Origin of the sequence: Nonomuraea jabiensis (assembly GCF_014204795.1) — a bacterium.
Classification (GTDB): Bacteria; Actinomycetota; Actinomycetes; order Streptosporangiales; family Streptosporangiaceae; genus Nonomuraea; species Nonomuraea jabiensis.
Genome location: NZ_JACHMB010000001.1, coordinates 5,543,926 through 5,558,832, shown reverse-complemented (window position 1 = coordinate 5,558,832; position 14,907 = coordinate 5,543,926). Strand labels below are relative to the sequence as shown.

The 14,907-nt window shown below is 69.4% G+C and carries 12 protein-coding genes; 11 read left to right on the top strand and 1 reads right to left on the bottom strand.

Translation table 11 applies throughout. The features are described from left to right. Nucleotides 1–66: 66 nt before the first annotated feature. From HD596_RS25670 to HD596_RS25620, 11 genes are all read left to right on the top strand, one after another. Nucleotides 67–822, top strand: coding sequence for an amino acid ABC transporter ATP-binding protein (locus tag HD596_RS25670; RefSeq protein WP_185071868.1), 756 nt, complete (start codon nt 67–69; stop codon nt 820–822). A gap of 18 nt (nt 823–840) precedes the next feature. Then, on the top strand, nt 841–1,710 hold the full coding sequence (locus HD596_RS25665) for a glutamate ABC transporter substrate-binding protein (RefSeq protein ID WP_185071867.1): 870 nt from the start codon (nt 841–843) through the stop codon (nt 1,708–1,710). Nucleotides 1,711–1,768: 58 nt separating this feature from the next. After that, a complete protein-coding gene (locus HD596_RS25660) occupies nt 1,769–2,437 on the top strand; it encodes an amino acid ABC transporter permease (protein ID WP_185071866.1) in 669 nt (222 codons plus the stop codon). Further along, nucleotides 2,434–3,351 carry an amino acid ABC transporter permease gene (locus HD596_RS25655; RefSeq protein WP_185071865.1) on the top strand — a complete coding sequence of 306 codons (918 nt, stop codon included), beginning with the start codon at nt 2,434–2,436 and terminating at the stop codon, nt 3,349–3,351. The genes HD596_RS25660 and HD596_RS25655 overlap by 4 nt, the downstream gene beginning before the upstream one ends. Before the next feature lie 107 nt (nt 3,352–3,458). Then, the gene (locus HD596_RS25650) at nt 3,459–4,304 is read left to right on the top strand and encodes a glutamate ABC transporter substrate-binding protein (protein WP_185071864.1); all 846 of its coding nucleotides are present in this window, start codon (nt 3,459–3,461) and stop codon (nt 4,302–4,304) included. Nucleotides 4,305–4,354: 50 nt separating this feature from the next. Continuing rightward, nucleotides 4,355–6,163 carry a S9 family peptidase gene (locus HD596_RS25645; protein WP_185071863.1) on the top strand — a complete coding sequence of 603 codons (1,809 nt, stop codon included), beginning with the start codon at nt 4,355–4,357 and terminating at the stop codon, nt 6,161–6,163. A 196-nt stretch (nt 6,164–6,359) separates the two neighbouring features. Continuing rightward, the gene (locus HD596_RS25640) at nt 6,360–8,186 is read left to right on the top strand and encodes an ABC transporter substrate-binding protein (protein ID WP_221519511.1); all 1,827 of its coding nucleotides are present in this window, start codon (nt 6,360–6,362) and stop codon (nt 8,184–8,186) included. Continuing rightward, entirely contained in the window at nt 8,186–9,208 is a 1,023-nt protein-coding gene (locus HD596_RS25635; protein WP_185071862.1) for an ABC transporter ATP-binding protein, read from the top strand. Before HD596_RS25640 ends, HD596_RS25635 begins: the two co-directional genes overlap by 1 nt. Continuing rightward, a complete protein-coding gene (locus tag HD596_RS25630; RefSeq protein WP_185071861.1) occupies nt 9,208–10,185 on the top strand; it encodes an ABC transporter ATP-binding protein in 978 nt (325 codons plus the stop codon). Before HD596_RS25635 ends, HD596_RS25630 begins: the two co-directional genes overlap by 1 nt. Further along, the gene (locus HD596_RS25625) at nt 10,182–11,138 is read left to right on the top strand and encodes an ABC transporter permease (RefSeq protein ID WP_185071860.1); all 957 of its coding nucleotides are present in this window, start codon (nt 10,182–10,184) and stop codon (nt 11,136–11,138) included. Before HD596_RS25630 ends, HD596_RS25625 begins: the two co-directional genes overlap by 4 nt. Next, complete coding sequence (locus HD596_RS25620) at nt 11,138–12,100, top strand: ABC transporter permease (RefSeq protein WP_185071859.1); 963 nt, start codon at nt 11,138–11,140, stop codon at nt 12,098–12,100. The genes HD596_RS25625 and HD596_RS25620 overlap by 1 nt, the downstream gene beginning before the upstream one ends. A 265-nt stretch (nt 12,101–12,365) precedes the next feature. Here the strand turns inward: HD596_RS25620 and rny are convergent, their stop codons facing one another. Beyond that, nucleotides 12,366–13,982, bottom strand: coding sequence for a ribonuclease Y (gene rny / locus HD596_RS25615; RefSeq protein WP_185071858.1), 1,617 nt, complete (start codon nt 13,980–13,982; stop codon nt 12,366–12,368). Nucleotides 13,983–14,907 lie beyond the last annotated feature (925 nt).

The following is a 14,907-nucleotide window of genomic DNA, read 5'->3' as shown; positions in this document are numbered from 1 at the left end:
GATGTGATCGGATCGGTATTGCTTGGTTAGTGACCAGTACTCTTGAGAGCGTCTACGGTTTGACGCATGACGGAGAACGGTAACGACGCTCCACTCGTACGGTTGGAGAACGTCAACAAATACTTTGGGGCGCTGCACGTCCTGAAGGACATAAACCTGACCGTCTCCCGCGGCGAGGTGCTGGTCGTTATCGGTCCCTCGGGCGGAGGCAAGTCCACGCTCTGCCGCACGATCAACCGTCTGGAGACGATCAGCGAGGGCCAGATCATCTTTGACGGTCAGGTGCTCCCCCAGGAGGGCAAGGCACTGGCGAAGCTGCGTTCCGACGTCGGCATGGTCTTCCAGTCGTTCAACCTGTTCGCGCACAAGACCATCCGCGACAACGTCACGCTCGGCCCCCTCAAGGTGCGCGGCGTCTCTAAAGATGCGGCCAACAAGCGGGCGATGGAGCTGCTGGAGCGCGTGGGCATCGCGGCGCAGGCGGACAAATATCCGGCCCAGCTCTCCGGCGGCCAGCAGCAGCGCGTGGCCATCGCCAGGGCGCTGGCCATGGAGCCGAAGATGATCCTGTTCGACGAGCCGACCTCCGCTCTGGACCCCGAGATGGTGCAGGAGGTGCTCGATGTCATGATCGGGCTGGCTCGCGACGGGATGACCATGATGGTCGTCACTCACGAGATGGGTTTCGCCCGGAGAGCTGCCAATAGGGTGGTTTTCATGGCCGACGGCCAGATCGTGGAGGAGAACACTCCCGACGAGTTCTTCACCAACGCGCAGACAGACCGGGCGCGTGACTTTCTTTCCAAGATCCTCACGCACTGATCATTGAGGCAGGTACACATGCACATGCGTCGAACGGGAGCAGTGCTCTCGCTTGCGGCACTCGCCGCCGGTCTGACCGCTTGCGGCGGCGGGGGCAAGACCTACGCGAACGTTGTGGACAAGGTCAAAGACGGCGGCACGATCGTGGTCGGCACCAAATGGGACCAGCCGAGCCTGGGCCTGAAGGGCAGCAACGGGCCCGAGGGCTTTGACGTCGACGTGGCCAAGGCCGTGCTGAAGGAGATGAACGGCGGCAAGGACCCGCAGATCGAATGGAAGGAGTCGGCCTCCTCCAACCGCGAGCCGTTCCTCCAGAACGGCACCGTTGACATCATCTTCGCCACCTACTCCATCACCGAGGAGCGCAAGGGCAAGGTCACCTTCGGTGGCCCCTACGTCGTCGCCCACCAGGACGTGATGGTCCGCAAGGACGACACCGCGATCAACGCCCCGCAGGACCTCAAGGGCAAGAAGATCTGCAAGGCGGCCGGCTCCAACTCCTACAAGCGGATCACCGACCCGCCGCCGGACGGCAAGCTCGACATCGACGCCACCACCGTCGACGCGGCCAACTACTCCGAGTGCGTGCAGAAGCTGACCGGCAGCAACCTCGACGCCGTCACCACCGACGACCTGATCCTGGCGGGCTTCGCCAAGCAGGCCCAGGCGGCCGGTGGCAGCTTCAAGGTGCTCGGCCAGGGCTTCACGGACGAGAAGTACGGCGTCGGCCTGAAGAAGGGCGACACCAAGACGTGTGAGGCCGTCAACACCGCGGTGAAGAAGCTGTGGGACAACGGCACCATGAAGCAGCTGCTGGACAAGTGGTTCGGCGGCATCCAGGGCCTGAAGTTGTCGGAGACGGCACCGCCCGCCGAGGGTTGCAGCTGATCACACCAGAGGCGGCGGCCGGTGAACCGGCCGCCGCTCCCCTATGCGGTGGAGCACGATGGAAGATCTGATTAGATACGCGCCCGACCTCGCGCTGGGGTTCCTGGAGAACATCAAGCTCTCCCTCGTGGCCGCGATCGCCTCGCTCATTCTCGGCACCGTCCTGGTGGCGATGAGAGTTTCCCCCACGCCGGTGCTGCGCGCGGCCGGCACGATCTACGTCAACATAGTGCGCAACACCCCCCTCACGCTGGTGCTGGCCTTCTCCGCGCTCGGCCTCAGCGACCAGCTCGGGCTCGTCTTCTCCGACGTGCCCACCACCAACTCGTTCTGGATCGTCGCGATGGGCCTGTCGGCCTACACCGCGGCCTTCGTCTGCGAGGCGCTGCGCTCGGGCATCAACACGGTGCCGCTCGGGCAGGCCGAGGCGGCCAGGGCGATCGGGCTGACGTTCATGCAGTCGCTGCGGATGATCATCCTCCCGCAGGCGTTCCGCACGGTCATCGCCCCGCTCGGCAGCGTGATGATCGCCATGATCAAGAACACGACCGTGGCGACCGCCGGCGGGGCCGCCTTCGAGGCCGCGAGCAAGATGAAGGAAGCCTTCGACCAGGTCGGCGCGTCGATCCCGATCTTCCTCGGCATCGCGGCCGCCTTCATGGCCGTGACGCTGCCCATCGGCTTCCTCACCGGCCGGCTGGCCAGGCGTCTGGCGGTGGCGCGATGAGCACCACAGTCCTGTTCGACGCCCCCGGGCCGCGCGCGCGGGTGCGCAACGGCCTCCTCACGGTGATCAGCGTCGTGGCCGTGGGCGCCGTCCTGTACGGCATCTACCGCGGCTTCGACGCCAAGGGCCAGTGGGAAGGCAAGATCTGGCAGCCGTTCCTGCAGTGGGAGACGTGGGAGACCTACATCTTCCCCGGCCTGCTCGGCACGCTGCAGGCCGCCGCGGTGGCCGCGGTGCTCGCGCTGGTCTTCGGCGCGGTCTTCGGCCTGGCCAGGCTCTCCGACCACGCCTGGATCCGGGTCCCGGCGGGCGTGGTGGTCGAGGTCTTCAGGGCCATCCCGCTGCTGCTGCTGATCTTCTTCATCTTCTACCTCGCGCCGGCGGTGGGCGGCAGCGGCGACTACTCGTTCATGGCGGTCGTGGTCGGCCTGATGCTCTACAACGGCTCGGTGCTGGCCGAGGTGGTCAGGGCGGGCGTGCACGCGGTGCCGCGCGGCCAGTCGGAGGCGGCGTTCGCGGTGGGCATGCGCAAGAACCAGGTCATGCGCCTGGTGCTGCTGCCGCAGGCCGTCACGGCGATGATGCCGGCGATCGTCAGCCAGCTCGTGGTGCTGCTGAAGGACACCGCGCTCGGCTACATCATCGCCTACGTCGACCTGCTCAACACCGGCTTCAAGATCCTGCCGGCCCGTTTCTTCGGCTCGCTCATCCCGGCGGCGATCGTCATCGGGATCATCTACGTGGCGCTCAACATGGCGTTGAGCTACCTGGCCACGTGGCTGGAGCGGCGCAGCAGGCGCAGCCGTAAGACGGCCGCCGCCCCGGTCGTGGCGCCGGGCTCGGCCGAGGTCAGCGTGGGTGCGGGTGAGGGTACCGAGGACGCCGGGCTGGGCCCCGACCGTTCCGTGGAGTGACCGGACGTACGGGCGCAGCAGCGCCCGTACGTCCGCAAATCTCCAAGAACACCCCATTTCTCTGTTGGAACCACCCGCACGGTTTGCCCAGCCCCCAGACTGTCTCCATGCGTGGGGTGGCGCTCGCCGGGGCGGCCGTGGTGGTACTGGCCGCGGCGTGCGGCGGCGCGGGCTCCTACGCCACCGTCGTGGACAAGATCAGGAACGCCGGCCGGGTCGTCGTCGGCACCAAGTGGGACCAGCCGGGCCTGGGCCTGAAGACCGGGGACGGCCCTCCCGAGGGCTTCGACGTGGACGTGGCCAAGTACATCGTCGACCATCTCGCCCGCGGCCGGCAGGTGCAGATCACCTGGCGGGAGTCGCCCTCCTCCGCCCGTGAGGCGCTGCTCCAGAACGGCAGCGCGGACCTCATCGTCGCCAGCTACAGCATCACCCCGTCGCGCCTGCCCAAGGTGACGTTCGGCGGGCCCTACATCGTCACCCCGCAGGACACGATGGTCCGCGCCGACGACACCAGCATCAAGAAGGTGACCGACCTGCGGGGCAAGCGGCTCTGCCTGGCGGAGGGCTCGAACTCGTACCGGCGGATCGTCGATCCCCCGCCCAACGGCAAGCTGAGCCTTCCCATGCGGCTGGTGCCCGCGGCCAACTACTCCGACTGCGTACGCAAGCTCGCCGAGGGCCGGCTCGACGCGGTCAGCACCGAGAACCTGGTCCTGGCGGGCTTCGCCGAGCAGGAGCCGGGCCACTTCCGGCTGCTGAACGACCCCGTCAGCGACGAGACCTGGGGAGTCGGCATCAAGAAGGGCGACACCGCCACCTGCGAGGCCGTCGACCAGGCGGTCGCCGAGATGTGGCACGACGGCACGGCCACGCGGCTGCTGCGCAGGTGGTTCGGCAAGACGGGGCTCAAGCTGCCGTCGCACCGGCCGGCGCCCGTGGGGTGCCCCTGAACTGTGGGGACCGCCCCACGCCGTTGCCGATCTTCCGGCAGGATGCGGGTATGCCTTTCTGGCCCTCCCCCATCTCGACCAGAGACGTGGCCGCCTCCGGCGTGCGCCCCGGCTGGCCCACGGCCCAGGATGGCCGGATCTGGTGGACCGAGGACCGTCCGGACGAGGGCGGGCGCACCACGATCGTGCGCCGCGACGCCGACGGCACCCTGCACGACCTGCTGCGGGCCCCGTGGAGCGCGCGTACCAGAGTCCACGAGTACGGCGGAAGACCGTATGCCATCACGCCAGGGGGCGAAGTGGTCTTCGCCAACTTCAAAGACCAGCGCCTGTACATTCTGGGCGATTACGGCGATCCGAAACCCATCACGGCCGAGGGGTGCCGCTACGCGGACCCGCTGGTGCGCGACGGCCGGGTCTGGTGCGTCCGCGAGCACCACGCCGAGGACGGCAAGGTCACCCGGGCGATCGTGTCGATCTCGCTGGACGCCGGCGAGATCCACGAGTGGGCCACCGGCAGCGACTTCTACGCCTCCCCCGCCCTCTCCCCTGACGGGCGGCACCTGGCCTACGTCTGCTGGAACCACCCGCGCATGCCTTGGGACGGCACCGAGCTGCGCGTCACCCGGCTGCCGGGCGGCGGCGCCTGGACGGTGAAGGGCGGCCCGGCCGAGTCGGTGCTGGCCCCGGCCTGGAAGGACGACTCCAGCCTCTACCTGGTCTCCGACTGCTCCGGCTGGTGGAACCTCTACGAGGTCGGCCTGCGCGGCGACGGGCTGCGGGCGATCCACGCCGCCGAGGAGGAGTTCACGCTGCCGCCGTGGCGGCTGGGCGGGCACCCGTACACCGTGCTCGGCGACGGCCGCCTCGCGGTCCTGCACGGCCGCGGCGACCTGCGGCTGGGCGTGCTGGACCCCGGCTCGGGCACGCTCGCCGACCTCGAGGTGCCCTACGACGGGTGGGACGCGGCGCTGGCCGCCGAGGGCACGTCCGTGGTCGGCATCGGGTACGCCCCCACGCTCCCCCGGTCGGTCGTCAGCGTGGACGTCGCCTCCGGCGTGGCCGGCGCGCTCAAGAGCGACCTCTCGCGGCTGCCCGAGCAGGCTCTGCTGCCCGTTCCACGCGCGGTCGAGTCGCCCGCGCCCGCCTTCCTCTACCCGCCGTACGGTCCGGCGACCGACGGCACGCCGCCCTATGTGATCTTCGTGCACGGCGGGCCGACCGCGCACGCCGACACCGCGCTCGACCTGGAGAAGGCGTTCCTGACCTCGCGCGGCATCGGCGTGCTCGACGTCAACTACGGCGGCTCGACCGGCTATGGCAGGGCCTACCGCGAGCGGCTGAAGGGGCAGTGGGGGCTGGTGGACGTGGCCGACACGATCGCCGCCGCCCGGTGGCTGGCCGCGGAGGGGCTGGCCGACCCGGGCAGGATCGCGGTGCGCGGGGCCAGCGCGGGCGGGTGGACCGTGATGGCGGCCTGCTGCCGGTCCGACGTGTTCGCCGGCGGGGTGTCGTACTTCGGCGTCAGCGCGCTCGCGCCCCTCGCGGCGCACACCCACGACTTCGAGTCACGCTACGTGGAGTGGCTGGTGGGGCCGGAGGACCCGCAGGTGTACGCCTCCCGCGAGCCGCTCGCCCTCGTGGGCGGCGTGAGCTGCCCCATGCTGCTCCTGCAGGGGCTCGACGATCCCGTGGTGCCGCCCGAGCAGTCGACGGCGTTCGCGGACGCGCTGTCGGAGCGCGGCGTGCCGTGCACGTATCTGGCGTTCGAGGGCGAGTCGCACGGCTTCCGCCGCACGGAGACGCGGGTGGCCGCGCTGGCCGCCGAATTGGCCTTCTACCAGCAGCTTTTTAGCTAATGTCGTAATTCTTTAACAGAATTCGTACCAAATCGATATTACTTGCCAGTCGCTAATCATCATCGGTTGCATAACCGGCTTTTCAATTGCGCTCCCTCGCGCGTGACCATGCAAGGTGGGACGTGCTCCGCGGCCACGGCGCACGCCCCACACGGCCAGCCATGCACGCCCCGCATCTCGGCACGAGGGAGGCCAGATGGCCAGCATGCGCCATTTCAGCATTGCCGTGGCGGTCTTCGCAACTTTGTTCGCCACCGCCTGCCAGACGGACACCGGAGCCAGGAATTCCGCCCCGCCCACCTCCGCCGCCCCCGGCCAGCCGGTTTCCGGGGGCACGCTCAGGCTCGTGGGCGGCGGGGACGTCGATCACCTCGATCCCACCAGCTCGTACTACACGGTCACCAACGGGATCCTGCGCACGTACGCCCGCGGGCTCTTCGGGCTCAACGGGGTGGCGAAGGGGTCCGACACCACCAAGGGCTTCGCGCTCGTCCCCGATGTCGCCTCCGAACTGCCCACGACGGGCAACGGCGGCCTGAGCGCCGACGGCCTCACGTACACGATCAAGCTCCGTGACGGCGTGCAGTGGGACACGCAGCCGCCGCGCGAGGTGACGGCGGGCGACTTCGTCCGCGGCTTCAAGCGCATCTGCAACCCGGTGGCGGGCTCCGGCGCGCCCGGCTACTACACGAGCACGATCAAGGGCATGAAGGCGTACTGCGACGCGTACACCAAGGCGTTCACCAAGGCCAAGCCCACCGCCGCGGCGCTGGCCGGCTTCCAGAACTCCCGCGAGATCGCGGGCGTCCAGGCCAAGGACGACAAGACGCTGGTGTTCACGCTGACCCAGCCCGCCAGCGACTTCCTCAACATCCTGGCGCTGAACTTCTCCGTGGCCGCGCCCAAGGAGTACGACCAGTACGTGCCGGACGACGCCACGTTCCGCCAGCACACGATCTCCGACGGCCCGTACCGGATCACCCAGTACGTGGCCACCAAGTCGATCAGGCTGGAGCGGAACCCGGCCTGGAAGCAGGAGTCGGACCCGATCAGGCACCAGTACGTGGACGCCATCGAGGTCAAGATGGGCGTCAACGAGCCGGACGCGGTGCAGCAGCAGCTCGAGGCCGGCAGCGCCGACCTGTCATGGGACCTGCCGGTGCCCACCGCGCAGATCCCGCGGCTCAAGAGCTCCGGCGATCCCAACTTCACGATCTTCCCGGGCGCGGTGAGCAACCCGTACATCGTCTTCAACCTGCAGAGCAAGAACGCCGGCGGCGCCATGGGCAAGCTCAAGGTCCGCCAGGCCATCGAGTACGCGGTCAGCAAGGTCGCCATCGCCAAGGTCTACGGCGGCTCCGACGTGGCCACGCCGCTGCACACCGCGATCCCGCCGGGCAACATCGGATACCAGGAGTACAACCCGTACCCGAGCCCTGGTGACGCGGGCGACCCGGCCAGGTGCAAGCAGCTGCTCACCGAGGCCGGCTACCCCAACGGGCTGACCCTCATCGGCGCCTTCCGCAACGCGGGCAACCACCCGGCCAACTTCCAGTCGTACTCGGCGGACCTGCAGAAGTGCGGCATCACGGTGAAGGGGCTGCCGGTCCGGCAGGGCGACTACTACGGCGCCTTCCTGCAGAACCCGTCCATCGCCAAGGCCAGCAAGTGGGACATCTCGGCGCCCGGCTGGGTCCCCGACTGGTACGGCAACAACGGCCGCGCGGTCGTCCAGCCGCTGTTCGAGACCAACTGCAACCCCGGCACCAGCAACTACGGCTGCTACAGCAACCCCAAGGTGGACTCGCTGATCAAGCAGGCGCTGGCCGAGCAGGACCAGACGAAGGCGGCCGCGCTGTGGCACCAGGTCGACACGGCGGTCATGGGTGACGCGGTGATCGTGCCGCTCAACAACCAGAACACGCCGATCTACAAGAGCAAGCGCGTGCAGAACGCCCTGTACCTGCCGGCGTTCCAGCTCTACGACTTCACCAACCTCTGGCTCGACCCCAACAACCCGTGATGAGCCTGCTCGAGGTGACCGACCTCCGCGTGGCCTTCCCCACGTCCGACGGCGTGGTGCAGGCCGTGCGGGGGCTGTCGTTCCGCATCGAACGCGGCCGCACGCTGGCGATCGTCGGCGAGTCCGGCAGCGGCAAGACGGTGAGCACCCAGGCCATCCTGGGGCTCACCCCCGGGGCCGACATCTCGGGCAGCGCCGTGTTCGACGGCGTCAACCTGCTCGAACTCGACGGCGAACGGCTGCGCCACATCCGCGGCGCCGAGATCAGCGTGATCTTCCAGGACCCGCTGACCAGCCTGCACCCGCTCTACAAGGTGGGCTGGCAGATCGAGGAGCTGATCAGGGTGCACCGGCCGGGCACCTCGCGCGCCGAGGCCCGGAGGCGGGCGGTCGAGCTGCTCGGCCTGGTCGGCATCCCCCGGCCGGACCGCCGGGTGGACGACTACCCGCACCAGTTCTCCGGCGGCATGCGGCAGCGGGCGATGATCGCGATGTCGCTCGCGCTCAACCCGAAGCTGATCGTGGCCGACGAGCCGACCACGGCGCTCGACGCGACCGTGCAGGCGCAGATCCTGGAGCTCATCACACGGGTGCAGGCGGAGTTCGGGATCGCGCTCATCCTCATCACCCACGACCTCGGCGTGGTGGCGGGCATGGCCGACGAGGTGCTGGTCATGTACGCCGGGCTCGCCGTGGAGCGGGCCGACCGGCGCACGCTCTACTACCGGCCGCACCACCCGTACACCAAGGGCCTGCTGGAGTCGATCCCCGGCAGCAGCGGGGACCGGGGCGGGCGGCTGCGGCCCATCCCCGGCTCGCCGCCCAGCCTGATCGCGCTGCCGTCCGGGTGCGCGTTCCACCCGCGCTGCCCGTACGCGATGCCGGTCTGCTCGGCCGAACGCCCGCCCCTGGCCACGGTCACAGGTGAGGGCAGCCACGCCTCAGCTTGTTGGCTGCCGCACGAGGCGGTCGGGCTGGGCGCGGCGGCCGACGCGCTGCGGCTCAAGGCGAAGGAGTCGTGATGCTGCTCGAAGTCTCGAACCTGGTCAAGCACTACCCCATCACCACGGGCGCGCTGGTCAAGCACGTGGTCGGGCAGGTCAAAGCGGTCGACGGGGTCAGCTTCGCGCTCGCCCCCGGCGAGACGCTGGGCCTGGTCGGCGAGACCGGCTGCGGCAAGTCCACGCTCGCCCGCTGCGTCGCCGGGCTGCATCCGGTCACCTCCGGCAGCGTGCGGTTCGACGGCGCGGACATCACGAGCCTGCCCAGGAAGCGCATGCGGCCCTACCGCCGCGACATCCAGGTCATCTTCCAGGACCCGTACGGCTCGCTGAACCCGCGCCGGCGGGTCGGGTCGATCATCGCCGACCCGCTCGTGATCCACCGCGTCATGAGCGGCGAGCGGCTCCGCCGGACCGTGCAGGAGCTGATGGAGCGGGTCGGGCTCAATCCGGAGCACTACAACCGCTTCCCCGCGGAGTTCTCCGGCGGGCAGCGGCAGCGGATCGGGGTGGCCAGGGCGCTCGCGCTGCGGCCCCGGCTGATCATCTGCGACGAGCCGGTGTCGGCGCTCGACGTGTCCATCCAGGCGCAGATCCTCAACCTGCTGAAGGACCTGCAGGCCGAGTTCGGGCTGACGTACCTGTTCATCGCCCACGACCTGTCCGTGGTGCGGCACATCAGCGACCGGATCGCGGTCATGTACCTGGGCAAGGTGGTCGAGCTGGGGGACGCGGAGCCGGTGTACGAACGGCCGCGGCACCCGTACACGAACGCGCTCCTGTCGGCCACGGCGGTGGCCGACCCGGACGAGGCGGAGCGGCGGCAGCGGATCGTGCTCACCGGGGACGTGCCCTCGCCGATCGATCCGCCGTCCGGGTGCCGGTTCCATCCGCGCTGCCCGCGGGCCCAGGAGGTCTGCTCGTCCGTGGAGCCCCAGCTCGAGGGGCCGTCTGAAAGGGCCGCTGCCTGCCACTTCCCCATTGAGGTGGTCGTATGACACTCACCGAGATCAGACCGGGCGCCGTCACCTCCCAGGCGATAGCCGGGCGCGGGCCCTGGCAACTCGCCTGGCGCCGGATCAGGACCGACCGGGTCGCCATGGTCTCCGGCCTGGTCGTCATCCTGCTGTGCGCGCTGGCGCTGGCCACGCCGCTCATCGCCGCCTGGAACGGCCACGGCCCCGACGACCAGTTCCGCGACACCGGCATCACGGCCCAGGGGCTGCCCGTGCCGCCGAACGGGGAGTTCTGGTTCGGCACCGACCGGCTCGGGCGCGACCTGTTCATCCGGGTCCTGTACGGGGCCCGCGTCTCGCTGCTCGTCGGCGTGGTCGCCACCGGCCTGGCGGCACTGGTCGGGGTGGTCGTCGGGCTGCTGGCCGGATACTACGGCGGCGTCGTGGACACCGTGCTGTCGCGGCTCATGGACGTGGTGCTGTCGTTCCCGTACCTGATCTTCGCGATCGCGGTGGTGTCCATCGCCGGGCCCTCGCTGACCGCCACGATCGGGGTGATCGCGTTCTACTCGTGGGCGGCCATCGCCCGCGTGGTGCGCGGGCAGACGTTGTCGGTGAAGGAGCGCGAGTACGTCGAGGCGGCCCGGTCCATGGGGGCCGGCGACTTCCGGATCATGTTCGTGGACATCCTGCCGAACCTGCTCGCTCCCGTCATCGTGCTGACCACGCTGCTGGTGCCGGCGGCCATCGTGTTCGAGTCGACGCTGTCGTACCTGGGGCTGGGGATCGTCCCGCCCACCCCGTCGTGGGGGAACCTGCTGAGCGAGGCGCAGGGGTTCTACCGGGTGGCGTACTGGTACCTGGGGTTCCCGGCCGCCACGCTGCTGGTCACCACCCTCGCGTTCAACCTGGTGGGCGACGGGATCAGGGACGCCATCGATCCGCGGATGGAGCGCCTGTTCGGCCGCCGCCGCCGTACGCGTAAGGGGGCGTGATGCTACGCGCGTTCCTGCTGCGCCGGGCCCTGCTCGGCCTGCTGGTGCTCTGGCTGGTCACCCTCGGGACGTTCCTGCTGTTCTTCGTCGCGCCGAGCGATCCCGCCAGGACGCTGGCCGGGCGGCAGGCCACTCCCGAGCAGGTGGAGCTGATCCGCCACAACCTCGGCCTCGACCGGCCCACCCTCGTCCAGTACCTGGACTACCTGGGCAGGCTGCTCCACGGCGACCTCGGCCAGTCGTACTTCTCCGGCGAATCGGTCGGCAAGCTGCTGGCCGCCGACTTCCCGCCGACGTTCTCGCTGGTGCTGGGGGGCGCGGCGCTGTGGTTCACGCTCGGCGTAGGCGCGGGGGTGCTCAGCGCCACCCGGGCCCGGTCGCTGGTGGATCGCGGCCTGACGCTGCTGGCGCTGGCCGGGGTCTCCATGCCGACCTTCGTGGTGGGCCTGCTGCTGCTGTACTTCCTGTTCTTCCAGCTCACCATGGCGGGAGTGCCCGTCCTGCCGCCCGACTCGTACGTGCCGTTCTCGCAGAACCCCGCCGAATGGGCCCGTCACCTGATCCTGCCGTGGATCACGCTGGCCACGGTCCAGGCGGCGTCGTACGCCCGGCTCACCCGCGGCTCCATGCTGGACGTGCTCGGCGAGGACTACATCCGCACGGCCCGGGCCAAGGGGGTGCCGGAGCGGCGCGTGATCTACCGGCACGGCCTGCGGGCGGCGCTCACACCGGTGGTGACGCAGCTCGGGGTGGACGTCGGCACGCTCATCGGCGGGGTGGTGGTGACGGAGTCGGTCTTCGGGCTGGGCGGCGTGGGGCAGGCGGTGGTGCAGGCGTTCGTCAGCGGCGACCTGCCCGTGATCATGGGCGTGGTCACGCTGGCGACGACCGCGGTGGTGGTGGCGAACTTGCTGGTGGACGTGGCGTACGGACTCCTCGACCCCCGCATCCGCCTGGCCTGACGCTCGCCCGATTGTCAGACCCCGGCGGGCGTACCCCGGCGCCTCAGCCTCCCTCAGGCACCCCCACGCCCGCCGGCCCTCCACCCCCGCTGGCCCTCCGCCCCCGCTGCCCGCCGACCCGCTGACCCACCACACCCGCCGACCCGCCGACCCGCTGGCCCTCCACTCCCGCCGGCCCTCCACTCCCGCCGGCCCTCCACGAACGACGGTCGAGCCGTGCACCCGCCGCAGTGTTCCAGACCGGCACCGGCGACGGGGGCCCGGCCTACCTCGCGAACTCGGTGGCCCGGGACTCCCTCACCACGGTGATGCGGATCTGCCCCGGATACGTCAGCTCCTCCTCCACCTGCTTGGCCACATCACGGGCGATCACCTGCGCCTGGATGTCATCGATCGCATCCGGCTTGACCATGACCCGGATCTCCCGCCCGGCCTGCATGGCGAAGACCTTCTCCACGCCCTCGTACGACTGCGCGATCTCCTCCAGCCGCTCCAGCCGCTTGACGTACGCCTCCAGGGACTCGCGGCGGGCGCCCGGACGGCTGCCGCTGATCGCGTCGGCGGCCTGCGTGAGAACCGCTTCGACGGTACGCACCTCGACCTCGTTGTGGTGCGCCTCGATGGCGTGCACCACGTCCTCCTCCTCGCCGTACCTGCGGGCGATCTCCGCCCCGATCAGCGCGTGGCTGCCCTCGACCTCGTGCGTGAGCGCCTTGCCGATGTCGTGGAGGAGGGCGCAGCGCTTCATGAGCGCCTGGTTCAGCCTCAGCTCGGCGGCCATGATCCCGGCGATGTGCGCGGACTCGATCAGGTGCTTGAGCACGTTCTGCCCGTACGACGTCCGATACCTGAGCTGCCCGAGCAGCAGCGTCAGCTCGGGATGCATGTCGGTGATCCCCAGCTCGACCAGGGCGTCCTCGCCGGCCCGCGCGCACAGATCCTGCACCTCCTGGCGGCTGCGATCGTGCGCCTCCTCGATGCGCTGCGGGTGGATGCGCCCGTCCAGCACGAGCTTCTCCAGCGTCAGCCGGGCCGTCTCCCGGCGCACGGGATCGAAACACGACAGCAGCACGGCCTCAGGGGTGTCGTCGATGATGAGATTCACGCCGGTCGTGGACTCGAAGGCCCGAATGTTTCGCCCTTCGCGCCCGATGATCCGGCCCTTCATCTCGTCTCCGGGCAGATGCAGCACGCTGACGACCGACTCCGCTGTCTGCTCCGCCGCCACCCGCTGCACGGCCAGCGTCACGATCTTGGTGGCCCGCTTCTCGCCCTCCTTGCGGGCATCGCTCTCGATCTCCCGGACGATCAGCGCGGCCTCGCGCTTGGCCTGGTTCTCGATCTCCTTGACCAGCTCGGCCTTGGCCTGGTCGCCGGTCAGCCCGGCGACCCGTTCGAGGATGGCCCGCCGCTCCTCCTCGACCTGCAGCAGCTCCTCGCGCCGGTCGGCCAGCTCGACCTCGGTCTCGGCCAGCTTCCTGTCCCGCTCGGACTGCCGCCTGGCCTCCTCGTCCAGCCGCTGCTCCCGCTCGGCCAGCCGGGCCTCCCGGCGCTCCAGGTCGGCGCGCAGCGCCTTGAGCTCGGACTTGAGTATCCGGCTCTCCTCCTCGACCTCCCGCCGCATCTGCGCCGCGCTCTCGGCCGCGGCCTCCGACCTGCGCAGAATCTCCTGGGCGTCGGTCTCGGCCTTGTGCCGGATCTCCCGCGCCTCCTCCCGCGCCTGCTCAAGCTCCTCGTGTACGGCTTGCTGCTGCTCGGGAGTGGCCTTGGACACGCGTGGCAGACTGCTCGAGGTGCGCCTTATGACGACGAGAAGCGCGACGATCATCCCGAACGCGAGCACGAGCACCGCCACCATCAGCACCACGACAAGCGGCCCCATGTGCGCCCCGCCCTCCTCGCGTCGTCAACACCTCATAACGCGGCCACAAACGGGAGGGGTCACAAGCGCGCCACGAATAGCCCGGTCGGCGTCTGGATCGATATACAGCCAAGGCTGACCGGGCGTCGACTCGCAAAGCCGACACCTCGCCCGCCTAGATCAACCAGCCTCGTTCGTCCGTCATTCACCGGTATGGCAATCCGCACTGCGCGGAGTAACTCCTCACTGCCGTCGAGGTTATGCGTCGAACAGGTCACGAGCAAGCAAACGCGTCATCAAGCGTGTCTTACGGGCCTGCATCTCTACCGACACCTACAGGCAAGACAGGGGACGCGCATGGACAAGGGACCCTGTGCGAGTGCAAAAGCACCCGCATCCGCATATGCACCCGCAATCCCTGCAGCATTCGCAGATGCAGCTGCATGAGCACATGCAGCCCTAGCAATCCGACGAAAACCCCCGCCCCAGAGACCCCCAGATCCACACAACGCGACAAGCCCCCCGAACGCGCGAGCCACACAACGAGACGAGCCACACAACGGGGCAACCCAGTAAAAACGCGGGGAGCCGCAGGTGGCCCCAGGAAACCGTGGAGCGCGGGCCCCACAGAACAAGGGAGCCCCAGAACGCGTGAACCCACGGAACCCCGACGACCCACGAAAGCCCGACGAGCCTCGGAAACCTGACGACCCACGGAAGCCGACGACCCACGGGAGCCGACCACGAGGCTACCCACGGGAGCTGGCCACGGGGTTGGGCTAACCACGGAAGCTGGCCACGGGGCTGTGCTCATTCATCACGATGGGCAGAGCCAGGCCAGTTCATCGCGACCCGGTGGGGCCCTTCGGCCATCGGTCGTAGCTGCGGGCGTTGTAGGAGAGAAGCGGCCGACCACCACCCCAGCGCCTTTCCTCCGGGCCGTTGG